A 17,524-nucleotide genomic window follows, 5' to 3' on the forward strand; every position below is an offset into this window, starting at 1 on the left:
GATCACAGAAATAAACGGCCATATTGGTATCCATACTAAAGCTCCTGTGTGCTGACAGTTCTACCCCACGGTCCCATGTCAGGCTTTTCCTCAGTTGAGCAGGAAGCTGGCGCATTTGCCCGGCAAGGGCTCGGGTGACAGTCTCGGCCCGCTTATCTTTGATCCGGCAAAGCACGGTGAAGCGCGTGCTTCTGTCAACGATCGTGGCGATAGCGCTTTGATCTGCTCCCGCAATGAGATCGCCCTCCCAATTGAACCGCCCCGGGAATCGCGGAGGCTGTTTGGTTAAAGTAAAACGGCCTCGTCGGACGGGGGCCCGAGTTGGTTGTAGTAGTTTGCCTCAGCTTCGGCCGGCGGGATATTGCCGATGGATGAGAGCAGGCGTTTATGGTTGAACCAGGCGACCCATTCCAGGGTTGCCAGTTCGACGGATTCCCTGGTTTTCCAGGGCGTGCGGCGATGGATCAGTTCAGCCTTGTACAAACCGTTGATGGTTTCGGCCAGGGCGTTGTCGTAACTGTCGCCACGACTTCCGACCGACGGCTCGATGCCCGCTTCGGCCAGGCGCTCGCTATAGCGGATGCTGACGTACTGCGATCCCCTACTGAGTGGTGGGTCAGAGAACCGTCGTTGCCAGGCTGACGGGCATATAGCGCCTGCTCCAGCGCATCGAGCACGAAGTCTGTCGTCATGGAGTTGCTCACGCGCCAGCCGACGATGCGCCGGGCGTAGACGTCGATGACGAAGGCCACGTACAACCAGCCCTGCCAGGTCGAGACGTAGGTGAAGTCCGAGACCCACAACTGGTTCGGCCGGTCGGCCCGGAACTGCCGGTTGACCCGATCCACTGGCCGGCTGGCGGCATCATCAGGAATGGTCGTTCGCAGCCGCTTGCCTCGTCGCACACCTTGCAGCCCCTGAGCGTGCATCAGGCGTTCGACTGTGCAGCGGGCCACCGCCACGCCTTCTCGGTTCAGTTGCCGCCATACCTTGTCGGCGCCGTAGACGCGATGATTCTCCTGCCAGACATCGCTGGATGTGTGGCAGGAGCCGTTCGTCGCGGCGGGCACGGTCGCTGCGTCTTGACGGATCGCGCAGCCGCGCGGCATGGCGCCGATAGGCCGACGAGGCAATCTGCAACACCTTGCAGATCGGCTCGACCCCGTAGACCTCCCGGTGCCGGTCGATGTAGGTGTTTACGACTTCAGTTTGCGGTCGAGCTCCGCCTGCGCGAAAAAAGCGCTGGCCGTGCGCAGGATGTCGTTGGCGCGGCGCAGTTCTCTGTTCTCCCGCTCCAGGCCTTGACGCGCTCTCGCTCGCTAGTGGTGACACCTTCGCGCTGACCGCTGTCGACCTCGTGGCGCTTGACCCAGGTTAGCAACGTCTGCGCCGAGCAGCCGATCTTGGGCGCGATGGACTCGACCGCCACCCACAGCGACGGATACTCGCCGCGGGACTCCTGCACCAGGCGCACGGCGCGCTCGCGCACTCCCGGGGAAAACTTGTTCGCGTTGTTCTTGCTCATGGCTCACATTCTCTCAAGAGTGAGAACCTCCGCAAAACCCGGGGCGGTTCATGCAATCTTGGCGCAGCCAATCATGCCACCACTACGAATGCGAGCTTACTTGCCCACTCTATGAATCAGAAGGCGATGTTCAGCGCCCCCATCACACCCTGATTCGTCACACCCGACGCGTACTGGCCGTTGTATGAAAGGCTGATGGTCGCGTTACGGGTGATATGAACGCCAAGGCCCAAATCGACCACCGCCTGGTTGCGGGCAATCGGCACACCGGAGATATCGAACGACGACCCGCCAGAGAACGATTCCGACACCGTGGGCTTCACATCGCCCACCGCATAGCGCCAGCCCACCGATCCCTTGGCGAGGACTTCGGTGCCGTTGAACATGAACGTGGTCTTGCCGCGCAGCCCCAGGGTGCTGAAGCCCGTGTTCATGTCCTGGCTGCCAACATGCAGCGCGTCGGCGCCCCCGCTTTCATCGAAGCCTTCGGCGTGCTGGCTCACGTAGGCGACGTTCAGGAACGGCTCCACAGACGAGCGCCCCATGTCGATGCGATATCCCAGCTCGCCGAATATCTGGGCCGTGCCTGCGTTGTAGTTGGAACTCATATGGTCGGCGAATCCCGGTACCGCCATGCTGCGATCCGCGCTGATGTCGTGCCACGTATAGGTCGCCCCCGTCCTGAAGCCCAAGGCACCCCACTGCGTGCCGCCGTACAGGCCGAGGTGGTAGTCGTCGCTCTCCGCAGAGGCGCTACGGCCCCTTACGTTATAGCTGCCATGGCTATATCCGGCCAGCACACCCGCGCGCCAGTTGGCGGCGACCGGCATATCCGCACCGATGAAGAAGCCACCCAAGGAGGTATTCAAGCGGCTGGCATTGCCATCGCTATCGATATGCCCCCAGTTGCCATAGAAACGTGCCCATCCCGTGGGACGCGATGTGCCGCAGCCGGTCGTGCCGGAAATTTGCGCGTTCATGCGGTTATCGCCGTTGGTCGGACAGGTGAACGTGTCCGTAAGCCTGTCGCTGACCGCATCGCGCGTGAAATGGCTGCTCTCCAGCATCGCGCTTTGCACCGATGCATAGACTTCGCCCGACAATTGATCGAGCGCCATGCGTGCGTTGTCGTCCGTTTGCTGATTGAGCACCGGCGCGGCGGCCGCGCTGTTCGGCCCTGTCGAATCCAACCCGCTCGCTACCGCGGCCTGGTTGCCCGTCGTCGCGATGTCCGTGATGGACTTCGTTTGCTTGACTTCCAGATAGGAATTGTTGGCATCCGAGGTGGGCGCCAGACCGTAGAAGGCGGTAAGGGCGGTGTCGCCGGTCACATCGAAGCTGCCGGTTACGCCGTTGGTCGCCGTCAGCACGGTGTACTTTGTTCCAAGCACATAAGGTGCCGCTGTCGTCCTGGTGACGTTCAGGATCGCGCCATCCTGGATCGCCGCCGTGCCCGTGACAGCAATGCGGTCGGATGCGGAAGAGTTCGGATCGACTTCGACCTGGTAGACGCCGCCCTTTTCCTGCGTATAGGCGCCATTGACGTTCAGGGTCCCGATGCTGTTGCCTGGCGCAACGATGCCGCCGGCATGCACGGTGGTCGCGCCGACCGTGCCGTTGCCGATCAGCCTGCCGCCCGAGTTGATCGCGACGGCTGAAATGGTGTTCGAACCACCCACCTGTACCGTGCCGCCGTTGTTGATCGTGAAAGCGGAATTGGTCAGCGCGGCGCCGTCATTGAGTGCCAGGGTGCCGCTATTGTTTACGGTGAAGGTGGAATTGGTAAGCGAAACCGCGCTACCGAGTGCCAACGTTCCTTGCTGCACTGTCCATGGCATCGCTTCGGTCGACGTACCCGTCAAGGTCCACGTGCTGGTTCCCGTCTTCTCGAAAAGTCCGAAACCCTGATATTGGACGCTCGCGCCTATCGTGGAGACATCGAAGCTCGAATTGGTCGTTCCGCCCAACTTAAGCGTGTCCGCCGTGCTGAACGCCACGACATTGCCGGTAATCGTCGAGCCCGCTTGAAGTTCCAACGAGTTCACGCCGCCGATGAACTGAATCGCATTGGCGATCCCGGCCGAGGCAATCCAGTTTTGTCCGCCTGTGATCGCACCCGCATTGATTATCGTGGCGTTTTCTCCCACGACCCCGATACCTCCAACCGGTTTAGGGTAAGCGGTGCCGAGTTGGGTGAACTGTACGGCAGCACCGCCGGTGATCACGCCATCGGATGTGTTGATGAGCGTGCCGCCATTCGCAATCCAGGCGCCTTCACCGCCGGAACCGGCTTGCCCGGACACCCCAACGGTACCGCCCCGGGCGCGTCCCGCGACACCGCCGGTCAGGGATCCCGAGTTGGAAACCGTTCCGTGTCCGCTCAGGATGACCGCGACACCGCCACCGCCGCCGCCGCCGATGGAAGCGCTGGCAGTTCCCCCCGCGCCGCCGATGATCGCAGCGCCCTGTTGAATGGTCACATTGGCAGACGAAAAAACGCCCGCGCCGCCGCCACCGCCACCGCCAGCACCGGTATCACTGACGAGGCTGCCAAAGGCGGCTCCTCCGGCCCCGCCCGTTACCGTGGCGCCGCTTTGCACGAGCAGATCGACGCCACTGGTAACGCCAACCCCCCCACCGCCGCCGCCAGCGCTATTGTCTGTTGCAGTCGCTGCCGCACCGTTGGCCCCTGCACCGCCCGTGATCGAGTGGTCGACGATTGAAATACCTTCGGCACCTGCGCTTCCTGTACTGGCAGGGGCGACCACGGTGGGATCATTGGTGAAACTCACGCCCATTCCGCCGCTGCCGCCAAAACCTGTCGTCAGATTGGTTGCCCCACCGCCACCGCCCTTTCGGGTGGTGCCGGTGAAAGGTCCGTACCCTCCATCAGGTGAGGCGCCATTCACACCGGCCGCGCCACCGCCCAGAGAGTCCGAGCCTGTACGCGTCCCGCCTGTGCCCCCATTGCCCGCCAACGCCGTCGCGGATAGTCCCGCGGCAAGCGCAAGCACCGATACCTTTAAGCGAAAGGTCGGCCGAATGGGACGGACGGTCTGGTCTCGACGGGCATTGGACTTCTTGGCGGGGGGTGGCATTGCAGCTTCTCCTCGGGGCGGTGCCCCAGCTTTTGAATAACGAGGACGAACAGATCCGCGCTACGGCGATGGCGTAGCAACGGCAGTTTTTGAATTTGGGAGGCGTGTCCGGCGCGTTCGCGCTATCGAGCGCGGACAGATGAGGAGACCGCTAGGGCCCGCAGGCTGGATGTCCCTTGACGGCGATGCACTTCGCGTACGACGACCAGATGCAGGGCATATGTTGCGCCAACGGTTGCGGTAGGTTGCATTTTGAAGCCGGATTATTTCCGATCAACGAGGAAAAATGGCGGATTTTAATAATTGTTAACAATTTGCGCTGAGCCGACTTGGATGGGCCAGTCTATGTAGATATCACTACATCATTGCAGCACCTCCTACGTCACCCTATGCTGCCCCCATGGCTACCCTACCCATCCACTGGCTGCTCCTTATCGTCAGCCTGCCGACAGCGGGCGCGACGGCGCGCATGCGGATATGGCGCGCGGTCAAGGCGCTGGGCGCCGTGCCGTTGCGGGATGGCGCATACGTTCTTCCAGCGGACGCGGAGCAAGCGGGGCAATTCAGGGCGCTGGCCGACGAGGCCAGGCAGGACGGCGGGCAGGGGTGGCTGTTGCAGGTGCTCGCGCAAGACCAGGACGAGAGGACTACCTTGCAGGCTCTTTTCGACCGCTCGGAGGACTATGCGGCCTGGCTTTCCGGATTGGCCGAGACACGCCTATCGCTGTCCAAGATCCCGGCCGCGGCGCTTGCCCGCTCGCTACGCCGCCACGAACGTGCCTACGAGACCATTCGCAGGATCGATTTCTTTCCGACCGCAGCGTCCGCAGGCGCGCAAGCGCAATGGCGCGACTTTTCGAATGCCGTGGACGCCATTCTGTCGCCCGGAGAGCCGCATGCGGCCGCCGGCAGTATTCCCAGGCGCGATCCCATGCGCCACCAGGGCCGGGTTTGGGCGACCCGCCGCCATCTTTGGGTGGATCGCGTCGCCTGCGTGTGGCTGATCCAGCGCTTTATCGATCCGGGGGCGCGCTTCCTGTGGCTGGACACCCCCGCCGATTGCCCGGCGGATGCGCTGGGCTTCGACTTCGATGGCGCGACCTTTACCCATGTGGGTGACCGTGTGTCCTTCGAAGTACTGACGGCCAGCTTCGGCCTGGATGGAAACAGGGGCTTGAAACGCCTGGGCGCGATGGTGCATGCGCTGGACGTGGGAGGCGCGATCGTGCCGGAGGCGGCCGGCTTCGAAGCCATGCTGACCGGGGCCCGCAAGCGCCTGGACGACGACGACGCCCTCGTGGCGGAAATCGGCGTGGTGCTGGACTCGCTTTACGCCTGTTTCTCAAATTCGCGGATGGCGTAGGGGCTATGGGCGCCCGCCCCTGTCCCTCGGTTTGACGGAGACTTCAATGAACGCATCCCCACCGGCCGATCCTGCGCCGCCCACAGCGCCGCCGCGGTATACGCTTTGGGAACTGGTCGCCTATTTCGCGCGGCTGGGGACACTGGGTTTTGGCGGCCCCGTGGCGCTGGCCGGCTACATGCACCGCGATCTGGTGGAACGACGCAAGTGGATCGCGGAAGGCGACTACAAGGAAGGCCTGGCGCTGGCGCAACTGGCGCCCGGGCCGCTGGCGGCGCAGTTGGCGATCTATCTGGGATACGTGCATTTCCGCATCGTGGGCGCCACCCTGGTGGGCATCGCCTTCGTGTCGCCTTCCTTCCTTATGGTGGTGGCGCTGGGATGGGCGTACACCCGCTTTGGGGGACTGGATTGGATGAGATCGGTCTTCTATGGCGTCGGCGCCGCGGTGATAGGTATTATCGCCATCAGCGCGTACAAGCTCACCGTCAAAAGCGTAGGCAGGGACAAGCTGCTATGGGCCGTCTACCTGGTGCTTGCGGCGGTGACGGTTGCCACCGAAACGGAAATCGCATGGCTTTTCCTGGCCGCGGGCATCGTCGTGTGGTTCCGGCGGGCGCCGCCCAAATGGCCAAGGCAGGGAAATCTTCATTCCGCCGTGGCCACCGCCCTGCCTGCCGTGGGCGGCACGCTGAACACGATCGACGCATCCTTGTTATGGCAAATCGGCATTTTCTTCGCCAAGGCCGGGGCCTTCGTATTCGGTTCCGGGTTGGCGATCGTGCCATTCCTTTATGGCAGCGTGGTCACGCAGTTCCACTGGCTGAGTGAAAAGCAATTCGTGGATGCGGTGGCGGTTGCCATGATCACGCCCGGACCGGTGGTCATCACCGTGGGCTTTATCGGGTATCTGGTCGCCGGGCTGCCGGGTGCGGTCGTGGCCGCCGGCGCCACGTTTCTCCCGTGCTATCTGTTCACCATCCTGCCGGCGCCGTACTTCAAAAAATACGGCAAGGTGCCCGCCATCCTGGCCTTTGTCGATGGCGTAACGGCCGCCGCAGTGGGCGCCATCACGGGCGCAGTGATCGTGCTGGCGCAACGTTCGATCGTCGATCTTCCAACGCTGCTGCTGGCCGCGACCGCGGCGGCGCTGCTGCTGCGGATCAAGAAGTTGCCGGAGCCGGCGATCGTGGCGGTTGCCGCGGCGATCGGGCTGGCGGTCTATCCCCTGCTGCATTCCACCTGACTTTTCATGGAGGGCTTGATCGGTATATGGACTGAATTGCGCATTACCCAAGGAGACGATCATGAAATGGATTACCCGAGAGCGCCCCAAAATCGACCGTATCGCTTGCCCATGGTTGATTGCCCGATTTATCGATCAGGCACCGGAATTTCTGTACGTGCCCGCAAACGAAGTGCTGCGCACGGCCAGGGAACGGGACGCGATTCCCTACGACATCCCGGGCGCCGAGCTCTCGCACGTCGGAGACCAGTGCAGCTTCGATGCTTTCCTGGCCAAATACAAGCTGGGGCAGGACCACGCCCTGCAAAGATTGTCGGACATCGTGCGCGGAGCCGATACTTCGCGCCTCGATCTGACCCTGCAGTCTGGGGGCCTGTACGCTATCTCGCTGGGCCTGTCAAACATATACCAGGACGACCACCAGATGCTGGAGCACGGGATGGTAATGTACGACGCCCTCTATGCCTGGTGCCGGTCATGCCAGGACGAAACACACCAATGGCCGCCGCGCATCGCCGCTTGATGCGGGCGAGCGCCTGTCATCCGGATAGGTAGCCGCTTTACGCCGCGCGGGCACGTGCGGCTGTACACATCCCCTCCAGGGGGATAGCATAGCAAACATGGATACACCCAATCCCCACCTGCACCACGAAACCGTGGCCAAGCGCCTGAAACGGGCTGAAGGACACTTGCGCAGTGTCGTGCAGATGATCGAAGCGCAACGTCCCTGCCTGGATATCGCACAGCAACTGCATGCCGTCGAGAAGGCCATTACGCAGGCAAAGCGGATACTCATCCAGGACCACATCGACCATTGCCTGGAAGACGTGGTGGGCGACGTGGACAAAGCGCGCCGCCGCACCGTGGACGAGTTCAAGGAAATCACCAAGTACCTGTAGGGCACACCCCAAAGATGCTGTCGTTCACCGAGCTTATCCAGCAAGGCAGCAGCCATGCCTGGCTTTTCATTCCCAGCGCCATCTTGCTGGGTGCCTTGCACGGACTGGAGCCGGGCCACTCCAAGACCATGATGGCGGCTTTTATCGTTGCCATCCGGGGCACGATAGGGCAGGCAGTCCTGCTCGGCGTCAGCGCCACCGTGTCGCACACCCTCATTGTCTGGGGCATCGCCCTGGGCGGTATGTATCTATGGCGAGGCGTCGACGCCGAGGCGCTGGAGCCCTACTTCCAGGTCGCTTCCGCGGTAGTGATCATTGCGATCGCGCTGTGGATGTTCATGCGCACCTTGAAGGAGCAGCGCCTGCGGCACGCGGCCTCGCATGAGCACGATCACCAGGACCATTCTCACGATCACGGACATGATCACAACCACGATCACGCCCACGCCCACGACGAAAGCCGGCGTATCGATACCGGACACGGCGTGGTCGCGCTGCGTATCCATGAAGCCGGCACCCCGCCCCGCTGGCGGCTGACGGTGGAGCGGGGCGCACACTGGCGGGCCGAGGACGTAAGCGTGGAAACGGAAAGGACGGACGGCGCGAAGCAGCGTTTCCGCTTCGCGGCACGCGATGGCTACCTGGAATCTGTGGACGAGATTCGGGAACCCCACCAGTTCATGGCCAGGCTAGTGCTTGCCCACGGCCATCATGCCCACAGCTACGATGTGGCCTTCATCGAGGACGCCCCCAGTCAGCATGACCACATTCATGAAGAAATGCGCGGGCTGGACGTGTCGGGGGGCGAGTACCAGGATGCGCACGCGCTGGCGCACGCCAACGATATCCGGCGCAGGTTCGCGGACCGCAGGGTCACCAACTGGCAGATTCTCGGCTTTGGACTGACCGGCGGACTGATCCCCTGTCCGGCCGCCATCACGGTATTGCTGCTGTGCCTGCAGCTCAAACAGGTATCCCTGGGCGCGGCGCTGGTGCTGTGCTTTTCCGTAGGGCTCGCCCTGACGCTGGTTTCGGTGGGCGTGGCCGCGGCCTGGAGCGTCCGCCACGTGACCAAGCGGTATAGCTGGTTTTCCACCGTCGCAAGCCGGGCGCCCTATCTGTCCAGCCTGCTGATCATCGCGGTCGGGGTTTACGTCGGTATCCATGGATGGATGGGTATCGGCGCGATGGCATAAGCTGCTGGCGCTCGAAGCCTTACTCGCACCAAACCGCCTGACTTCGCGTACATATCGCTTGAGCGGTATGCCGATATCGCTTATGATTCAATAATCATTGAACCATTGAACCAATATGACCGAAGATCAAGCCGTTTCCGCCCTGGCGGCGCTGGCCCATGTGCAGCGTTTGCGCCTGTTTCGCTCATTGGTGGTCGCCGGCCCCCAGGGAATGACGCCCAGCGTCCTGGCCGATCGGTTGGGCGTGGCACGCAATGCGCTGTCGTTTCACCTGAAGGAGCTTGCCCACGCGGGACTGGTGACGACGCAACAACAAGGCCGCAACCTGATCTATCGCGCGGAATTCGGCCACATGACTGGGCTGATGGATTACCTGACCGAAAACTGCTGCCAAGGCGAGGCCTGCATGGTTCCCGACGCCGCGGGGCTATGCCAGGACTGCTGAGCGGGCGCCGCATGAAGCGATCGCGTGTTCGCCCGGGCATCTGCGGACAGCCGCCCGCTCTTTCCCCCCGATAGAACGTTTTCTTCCCTCATAAAACCCCGCATTCCTCCAGGAACATCATGTCCACGGTCTACAACGCGCTGTTCATCTGCACGGGCAATTCCGCCCGCTCCATCCTGGCCGAAGGCCTGCTCAACGGGCTGGGCCAGGGAAGATTCCATGCCTATTCGGCAGGCAGCCATCCCAAGGATTCCGTCCACCCGATGGCGTTGGCTACCCTGGAACGCCTGGGCATGCCCGCGCAGGGCTACCGCAGCAAGAGCTGGGACGAGTTCGTGGGCCCCGAGGCGCCGCGCTTCGATTTCATTTTCACGGTATGCGACAACGCGGCCGGCGAAGTCTGCCCGGTATGGCCGGGCAAACCCATGTCGGCCCACTGGGGCGTGCCCGACCCCGCCGCCGTGGAAGGCAGCGAGGAGGCCAGGCGCAAGGCGTTCAACGAAACCGCGGTGGTATTGAAGCGCCGCATCGAGCTTTTCCTATCGCTGCCGTTGGCGCGCCTGGATGCCATGTCCTTGCAGCGCGAACTGCGCGACATCGGCAAGGCATGAAGGGAAAGCGCATGCCGGCAGAGACTATCGCCCGGGCCGCCCCCGGCCCCATGAGTGTGTTCGAGCGGTATTTGACGGTTTGGGTCTTCCTTTGCATCGTCGCGGGCGTGGCTTTCGGGCAGCTCGCGCCTTCCGTGTCGCGGTCCATCGGCCATTGGGAAATCGCCCGGGTCAATCTGCCCGTAGGCCTGCTGATCTGGATCATGATTATTCCCATGCTGATGAAGGTCGACTTCAGCGCCCTGGGGCAGGTACGACGGCACTGGCGCGGTATCGGCATCACGCTGTTCGTGAATTGGGCAGTCAAGCCGTTCACGATGGCGTTCCTGGGCTGGCTGTTCATCCGGCAGGTTTTCGCACCCTGGCTGCCCGCCGGGCAGCTGGATAGCTATGTCGCCGGATTGATACTGCTGGCTGCCGCCCCGTGCACGGCCATGGTCTTCGTCTGGAGCCGGCTGACAGGCGGAGACCCCTTGTTCACGCTGTCGCAGGTCGCCTTGAACGACACCATCATGGTGTTCGCCTTCGCCCCCATCGTCGGCTTGCTGCTGGGGCTATCGTCCATCACCGTGCCCTGGGACACGCTGCTGACGTCGGTCGGCCTGTACATCATCGTCCCGGTACTCATTGCGCAGGCATGGCGCCGGGCATTGCTGCGTCGCGGCCAATCCGCGCTGGATAGCGCGCTGGGCAGGATAGGTCCTTTATCCGTCGCGGCGTTGCTGCTGACGCTGGTGCTGCTGTTCGCCTTCCAGGGCCAGGCGATTCTGCGACAGCCGCTGGTCATCGCGATGCTGGCGGTACCCATCCTGATCCAGGTCTTCTTCAATTCCGCGCTGGCGTATTGGCTGAATCGCCGGGCTGGAGAAACGCACAGCGTGGCATGCCCTTCCGCGTTGATCGGCGCCAGCAACTTCTTCGAACTGGCAGTCGCGGCGGCCATCAGCCTGTTCGGTTTCCAATCCGGGGCGGCGTTGGCCACCGTCGTGGGAGTTCTTATCGAAGTCCCCGTGATGCTGCTCGTCGTGCGGATCGTCAACCGCACGCGGAGCTGGTACGAGAATGCCTGATCACGTCAATGACCGTCCCTCGGAGCTATCCATGAGCGATACCGTTTTCACGGAAAAGGACGGCCAGGTAGTGGCCGATGAGGAGAACTATCATGCGTGAAGGCATCTCCCTGCCCAACATCGACGAGACGCTGTTCGAAGCGCCGGATGCCGCGCGCCTGCTGTCGCCGCCTGAGCGCGCAAGCCACCCTCCACGGTTCCTGCTGTTGTATGGCTCGGTCCGCGAGCGCTCCTATAGCAGGCTGCTGACCCGGGAAGCCGCGCGCCTGCTGCAGGCGCTGGGCGGCGAGGCAAAGGTCTTCGACCCTTCGGGGTTGCCGCTGCCCGACGATGCGCCCGACACGCATCCCAAGGTCCAGGAACTGCGCGATCTGGTGCAATGGTGCGAGGGTATGGTGTGGACGTCCCCCGAGCGCCACGGTGCGATGAGCGGCATTATGAAAGCGCAGATCGATTGGATTCCATTGACGTTGGGCGCCATCCGCCCCACCCAGGGCAAAACGCTGGCCGTTATGGAGGTCTCGGGCGGATCGCAGTCCTTCAACGCCGTAAATCAGATGCGCGTGCTGGGCCGCTGGATGCGCATGCTGACCATCCCGAACCAGTCATCGGTACCGAAGGCGTTTCTGGAGTTTGACGAGGCAGGCCGCATGAAGCCTTCGAGCTACTATGATCGCGTGGTCGACGTGATGGAAGAACTGATGAAGTTCACTCTGCTGACTCGGGATGTCTCCGGCTACCTGGTGGATCGCTACAGCGAAAGAAAGGAAAATGCCGAGCAGCTATCGAAGCGGGTAAATCAACGGTCCATTTGATTCCGATGCGCCTCTCGAATCGCACCAGCGTGGTGACCGCGCTTGGCACGACCCAGACGCTCGCCTGGGCCTCGTCCTATTACCTGCCGGCCATGCTCAGCGCGCCCATGGCGCGCGACCTGGGCATCGGCGTCCCCACCGTTTTCGCCGCCTTTTCCTTCGCGCTGTTGATATCGGCCCTGCTGGGGCCGTATTCGGGCCAGGCGATCGACCGGTGGGGTGGGCGCCCGGTACTGATGGCCACCAATGTCCTGTTCGCGCTGGGCCTGGGCTGGCTGGGCAATGTCCATTCCACCGTGGAGCTGTTCGCGGCGTGGGCGGTTCTGGGCATAGGGATGGGCAGCGGCCTTTACGAAGCGGCATTTGCCACGCTGGTGCGCCTGTACGGCCAGCAGTCGCGCGGGGCCATCTCCGGCATTACGCTTTTCGCCGGTTTCGCCAGCACGGTGGGTTGGCCCCTGACGAGCTTCCTGCAGGTCGAGTTCGGCTGGCGCGAGGCCTGCCTGGCGTGGGCAGGCCTGCATCTGGTGCTGGCCTTGCCGCTGAATTCCCTGCTGCCCACCCCTGGCGCCGCCGCGCATGCGCCGGCACAGCATACCGCCCCCACGCCGGCATCGCCGGTCACGGCCTGGCCGTCGATCGTCCTGGCCGTCGTGTTCGCCATTACGTGGTTTATCAGCACGGCGTTGGCGGCCCACCTGCCCCGTCTGCTGATGGCGGCGGGCGCGACATTCACGGCCGCCGTGGCCGCCGGCGCGCTGATGGGGCCGGCCCAGGTGGGCGCGCGCATCCTGGAGTTCGGCCTGCTGCGCAAGGTGCATCCCTTGCTCTCGGCGCGCCTCGCCACGCTGACCCATCCGGTGGGCGCAATGCTGCTGCTTCTGTTCGGGGCGCCGCTGGCCTCGGTCTTCGTGGTCCTGCATGGTGCCGGCAACGGCATCCTGACGATCGCCAAGGGCACGCTGCCGCTGGTGCTGTTCGGATCGCACGGATACGGCGCGCGGCAAGGCATGCTGATGGTGCCCGCGCGTATCGCGCAGGCCCTGGCGCCATGGCTGTTCGGCCTTTGCCTGGACCGCTGGGGGGCCGGCGCCTTGTGGGTGTCCACCGGCCTGAGCGTGGTGGGCTTCGGCGCGCTGATCTCGCTCCAGTCGTATACGAACCCGGCGTCGTCGACGCCTTCGGCCGAGACCGCATCTCCCAGGAAGTAAGGCATCGCCGCGGCCTTGATCCAAATCACAACGGGTGCTTGGACCGAGGCCTAAGCTGGACGCTTCGACATCGCGGCTTCCCCTGCCGCGCATCAGCCGCCCCCCTATCCCACCGCCCCGGTCGTCGCGCACGCGCACCGCCGCCCTGGATAACGGGGCCGGCCAACGATTCCAAGGAGCGCTCATGTCCAACACCATGAAAGCCGCGGTCGTCCGTGAGTTCGGCAAACCGCTGGCCATCGAAGAAGTCGCCGTGCCGAAACCGGGGCCGGGCCAGATCCTGGTCAAGATCGCGGCCACCGGCGTCTGCCACACGGACCTGCACGCGGCCGAGGGCGATTGGCCGGTCAAACCCAAGCCGCCCTTCATTCCGGGCCATGAAGGCGTCGGCCACGTCGCCGCCGTCGGTGCCGGCGTCAAGCACGTGAAGGAAGGCGATCGCGTCGGCGTTCCCTGGCTGTACACCGCCTGCGGCCACTGCCGGCACTGCCTGGGCGGCTGGGAAACGCTATGCATGGAACAGCAGAACACCGGCTATTCGGTGAACGGCAGCTTCGCCGAATACGTGGTCGCCGATCCCAACTATGTCGGCCATCTGCCGGACACCGTCTCGTTCGTCGACATCGCCCCCATCCTCTGCGCGGGCGTGACCGTCTACAAGGGCTTGAAGGTGACCGACACCAAGCCCGGCGATTGGGTGGTGATTTCCGGCATCGGCGGCCTCGGCCACCTGGCCGTGCAGTACGCCAAGGCCATGGGCCTGAACGTCCTGGCCGTGGACATCGACGATGCCAAGCTCGACCTTGCCCGCCAGCTTGGCGCCACGCAGGGCGTGAACGCGCGCAAGGAAGATCCCGTGGCATTCGTGAAGAAGCAGATCGGCGGCGCCCAGGGCGTACTGGTGACGGCGGTGTCGCCCAAGGCCTTCGAACAGGCGCTGGGCATGGTGCGCCGGGGCGGCACGGTGTCGCTGAACGGCCTGCCGCCGGGCGATTTCCCCTTGTCCATCTTCGATACCGTGCTCAACGGCATTACCGTGCGCGGCTCCATCGTCGGCACGCGACTGGATCTTCAGGAGGCGCTGGACTTCGCCGGCGAGGGCAAGGTAAAGGCCACCATCGCCACCGACACACTGGAAAACATCAACGATATTTTCGCGCGTATGCATCACGGCGACATCCAGGGACGCATCGTCATCGATTTCCAGCAATAGCGCGGCAGCGCGGAAAATCCGGGGCTTCCACAAAAGGCTTTCCATCATGCGCCGACCCGGTTTATAAAGCCGACGGCCCCGGCGCGCGCGTACCAACGACGCGACGGGCATGCCAGCCTGTCGCGCCGACGACGCCCCCTTTTTTAGGAGGCATGGCGCGACTCCAGCAAGACGGTCCGCGGCAAAAGCCAGATGTCGGCCCGGCCGGTGAATAGGTGTGTGATGGAACGGGAAGGATACCCGGCCGGGAAGGGTGGGACGATCGCGTTGATCTTGTCCGCCTACCTGGGCGATTCGCTGTTTTTGATGACCATAGCCAACAACCTGCGGCGCGCCGGGCGCCGCGTGGTTGTCTTCGGCACTTACGCGCAGGCCTTGGCGGACTGGTATCCCGGGTTCGACATCCGGCCGCTGCCGCGCGAGAACGAGATCGCCGCGCTGGCGGACTTTGACGTCATCGTCCAGATGTCGGCCAAGGGCCCGCTCGCCGGCCTGGACGAACGCTTTGCCCATTTCGTCGCCATCAAGTCATGGCAACGGCGCGATGCCCAGGCGATGGCGGGCGCCAAACACGCCCGCCGCGGCGGCAGTCCGCGCGACGGCGCCCCGTCCAATGGCGTCATGGCCAGCTTCCGTGCCTTCTCGCGGACCCGGCTCGGCCTGGACGACTGGGACGCCGACAGCGGATTGCGGGCGCCCGGCGCACTGCGGTCCCGGTTTCACACGCGCCGGGTGATCATCCACCCGATGTCGACCGAACCGACCCGATGCTGGAAACCCACCCAGTACGCCGCCCTGGCGAGCACGCTGCGCGAGCGAGGCTTCGAACCCATGTTCGTGCTGGCTCCCGCCGAACGCGCGGCGTGGCGCGACCTGCTGGCGCAGCACGGCCTGCCCATACTCGATGCGCCCGATCTGGCCCATACCGCGGCGGCGATCTACGAGTCCGGCTGGTTCATCGGCACCGATTCCGGCATCGGACATCTCGCGTCGGCGTGCGGGGTTCCGACCGTCACCATCGTCGACCGCGTCAGGAACATGAACCGTTGGCGGCCGATATGGGCGCCCGGAACGGTGGTACGCCCGTGGTGGTTGCCGATGCACTGGATGCGCCGCAAGTATTGGCGCGAAGCGACCACGGTCGGGAAGGTGCTGCGCGCCTTCGATACGCTGCGCAAGTGCGCCGATGCGGCCGGGGGAGCGGGATCGAGCCGGGACTCCGGACACGCACTCAATGAGCCGGCTGCGCGGCCGGGACCTTGAACGCACTGACCAGCGTTACCAGGCGGGCGGCCTGCGTATCCAGGTTTTTGGCCGCGGCCGCCGCTTCCTCCACCAGCGCGGCATTGCGCTGCGTCGTCTCGTCCAGCTGCGTGACCGCCACACCGACCTGCGATATGCCTTGTTCCTGTTCATGGGCCGCGGTCCCCATGCCGGAGATCAGGCCCGCCACATGGCGTACCTGTTCGACGGCATCGTTGATCCGCGCTCCCGCCAGGTCGACGATCTCGCTGCCGGCCCTGACCTTCGCCACGCTCTCCTGAACCAGCTCGGCGATCTCGCGCGCGGCTTGCGCCGAACGCTGCGCCAGCGCGCGCACCTCGCTGGCGACGACGGCGAAGCCACGGCCCTGCTCCCCCGCCCGGGCGGCCTCCACGGCCGCGTTAAGGGCCAGGATGTTGGTCTGGAAGGCAATCGAGTCGATGATGCTGATGATGTTGCCGATTTTCGTGGAACTTGCCGTGATGTCGTCCATGGTCTTCACCACGTCCCTGACCGAATCGCCGCCTTTCGCGGCAGCTTCGCTGGCCTTCATGGTCAGGGCAGCGGTCTCCCGCACGGTATCGGCCGTCTGACGCACCGTGGCGGTCATCTGCTCCATCGAAGCTGCCGTCTGCTCCAGGCTCGCGGCCTGCGCTTCCGTACGCCGGCTCAGGTCCTCGTTGCCCGCCGTCATCTGCGCCGCGCCCGCGGAAATGGATACGCTGCTTTGCCGGACCTGGCCCACGATGTCGGCCAGGCTGCGCCGCATTGCCTCCATATTGGCCAGGAGACTCGAGGTGTCGGCCCGCCCGACGCGCACATGCCCGGAAAGATCCCCCTCGGCGATCCTGCGGGCGATTTCCGCGGCATAAGCGGGTTCGCCACCCAACTGGCGCCGGACAGCCCGGATAATGACGATCGCGACCGCGGCGCCGAAGATGGCGGAAAAAATCGCCAATGACGTCATGATCCTCAGTGCCCGCTCGACCACTGTGGCGGCGTCGCCGGCCACCGACAGCGCCTGATCCTGCTGGTAGGCCGCCATCTCGTTCAGGACATTCAGATACGCCGCCTGCACTTCGGGCAATTCCGTCAGGACCATGCGGGTGGCCGCCGCGATATCGTTTCCCGCCGCCGCCTGGGCGACCTTTTCCAGCAGGTTGTCGTAGGCAGGCCGGGCGGCCTGGACCCGCTTGATGAAATCCGCCCCCTGGCTATCGATCACGCGTTCGCCCAATTGCTCGATCGCTGCGCCCGCCTGGCGCGCCAGATCGGCCTGATGCGCCGTCCTGTCCGCCTGCTTGCCCCGGCCGGTATCCAGGATCTCGTCGCGCGCGAGCGCGGACCGTTGGCCGATTCCGTCCTTGATCTGCTGCAGATAGATCAGGTTATCGACTGGGACGTTTGCCAGCAGATTCACATCCCCGGCGATGCCCGTCAGGTAGTGACGGGCCAGAATGGACGCCGAGCAGCCCAGCACCACGACCATCGCGAACCCCGCGCCCAATAGCCGTCCGAATGACACCCGTTTGATCCGCATCCCGCGCCCCGGTTTTGAAATGATTCGCC

General features: G+C 64.1%; 14 protein-coding genes, 2 pseudogenes and 1 other annotated feature. Of the genes and pseudogenes, 12 read left to right on the forward strand and 4 right to left on the reverse strand.

All coding sequences use genetic code 11. The annotated features are described in order from the left end of the window. The 3 genes and pseudogenes from ACO1P8_RS06645 to ACO1P8_RS06655 all read right to left on the reverse strand — a co-directional run. Positions 1 to 253, reverse strand: a pseudogene (locus ACO1P8_RS06645) (IS30 family transposase); the annotation flags it as partial. A 32-nt stretch (positions 254 to 285) separates the two neighbouring features. Continuing rightward, positions 286 to 1,525: pseudogene (locus tag ACO1P8_RS06650) on the reverse strand (IS3 family transposase). After that, positions 1,126 to 1,242: a sequence feature (AL1L pseudoknot), on the reverse strand. It overlaps the preceding pseudogene by 117 nt. A gap of 116 nt (positions 1,526 to 1,641) precedes the next feature. After that, positions 1,642 to 4,623, reverse strand: a complete 2,982-nt coding sequence (locus ACO1P8_RS06655; RefSeq protein WP_486295120.1) for an autotransporter outer membrane beta-barrel domain-containing protein — start codon at positions 4,621 to 4,623, stop codon at positions 1,642 to 1,644. A 400-nt stretch (positions 4,624 to 5,023) separates the two neighbouring features. Between ACO1P8_RS06655 and ACO1P8_RS06660 the strand changes: the two genes are divergently transcribed. From ACO1P8_RS06660 to ACO1P8_RS06715, 12 genes are all read left to right on the forward strand, one after another. After that, a complete protein-coding gene (locus ACO1P8_RS06660) occupies positions 5,024 to 5,986 on the forward strand; it encodes a chromate resistance protein ChrB domain-containing protein (RefSeq protein WP_486295121.1) in 963 nt (320 codons plus the stop codon). A gap of 46 nt (positions 5,987 to 6,032) precedes the next feature. After that, the gene (locus ACO1P8_RS06665; RefSeq protein ID WP_486295122.1) at positions 6,033 to 7,232 is read left to right on the forward strand and encodes a chromate transporter; all 1,200 of its coding nucleotides are present in this window, start codon (positions 6,033 to 6,035) and stop codon (positions 7,230 to 7,232) included. Positions 7,233 to 7,293: 61 nt separating this feature from the next. Then, on the forward strand, positions 7,294 to 7,755 hold the full coding sequence (locus ACO1P8_RS06670) for a chromate resistance protein ChrB domain-containing protein (RefSeq protein WP_486295123.1): 462 nt from the start codon (positions 7,294 to 7,296) through the stop codon (positions 7,753 to 7,755). 97 nt (positions 7,756 to 7,852) lie between these two features. After that, complete coding sequence (locus tag ACO1P8_RS06675; protein WP_094843293.1) at positions 7,853 to 8,131, forward strand: metal-sensing transcriptional repressor; 279 nt, start codon at positions 7,853 to 7,855, stop codon at positions 8,129 to 8,131. 14 nt (positions 8,132 to 8,145) lie between these two features. Further along, positions 8,146 to 9,327 carry a nickel/cobalt efflux transporter gene (locus tag ACO1P8_RS06680; RefSeq protein ID WP_486295124.1) on the forward strand — a complete coding sequence of 394 codons (1,182 nt, stop codon included), beginning with the start codon at positions 8,146 to 8,148 and terminating at the stop codon, positions 9,325 to 9,327. 115 nt (positions 9,328 to 9,442) lie between these two features. Further along, a complete protein-coding gene (locus tag ACO1P8_RS06685) occupies positions 9,443 to 9,772 on the forward strand; it encodes an ArsR/SmtB family transcription factor (RefSeq protein WP_486295125.1) in 330 nt (109 codons plus the stop codon). 119 nt (positions 9,773 to 9,891) lie between these two features. Next, a complete protein-coding gene (locus ACO1P8_RS06690) occupies positions 9,892 to 10,383 on the forward strand; it encodes an arsenate reductase ArsC (RefSeq protein ID WP_486295126.1) in 492 nt (163 codons plus the stop codon). An 11-nt stretch (positions 10,384 to 10,394) separates the two neighbouring features. Then, complete coding sequence (gene arsB / locus ACO1P8_RS06695) at positions 10,395 to 11,453, forward strand: ACR3 family arsenite efflux transporter (protein ID WP_486295127.1); 1,059 nt, start codon at positions 10,395 to 10,397, stop codon at positions 11,451 to 11,453. Between the two features lie 92 nt (positions 11,454 to 11,545). Next, the gene (gene arsH / locus ACO1P8_RS06700; RefSeq protein ID WP_486295128.1) at positions 11,546 to 12,268 is read left to right on the forward strand and encodes an arsenical resistance protein ArsH; all 723 of its coding nucleotides are present in this window, start codon (positions 11,546 to 11,548) and stop codon (positions 12,266 to 12,268) included. Positions 12,269 to 12,273: 5 nt separating this feature from the next. Then, the gene (locus ACO1P8_RS06705) at positions 12,274 to 13,479 is read left to right on the forward strand and encodes an MFS transporter (protein WP_486295129.1); all 1,206 of its coding nucleotides are present in this window, start codon (positions 12,274 to 12,276) and stop codon (positions 13,477 to 13,479) included. Between the two features lie 184 nt (positions 13,480 to 13,663). Continuing rightward, entirely contained in the window at positions 13,664 to 14,692 is a 1,029-nt protein-coding gene (adhP, locus tag ACO1P8_RS06710) for an alcohol dehydrogenase AdhP (protein ID WP_486295130.1), read from the forward strand. Positions 14,693 to 14,965: 273 nt separating this feature from the next. Beyond that, on the forward strand, positions 14,966 to 15,955 hold the full coding sequence (locus tag ACO1P8_RS06715) for a glycosyltransferase family 9 protein (protein ID WP_486295131.1): 990 nt from the start codon (positions 14,966 to 14,968) through the stop codon (positions 15,953 to 15,955). Here ACO1P8_RS06715 and ACO1P8_RS06720 read toward each other — a convergent pair. Continuing rightward, positions 15,924 to 17,480 (reverse strand): methyl-accepting chemotaxis protein, encoded by a 1,557-nt coding sequence (locus ACO1P8_RS06720; protein ID WP_486295132.1) that lies wholly within the window; start codon positions 17,478 to 17,480, stop codon positions 15,924 to 15,926. The genes ACO1P8_RS06715 and ACO1P8_RS06720 overlap by 32 nt on opposite strands. Positions 17,481 to 17,524: the final 44 nt, after the last annotated feature.

The sequence above is a fragment of the Bordetella sp. genome, from assembly GCF_057362025.1.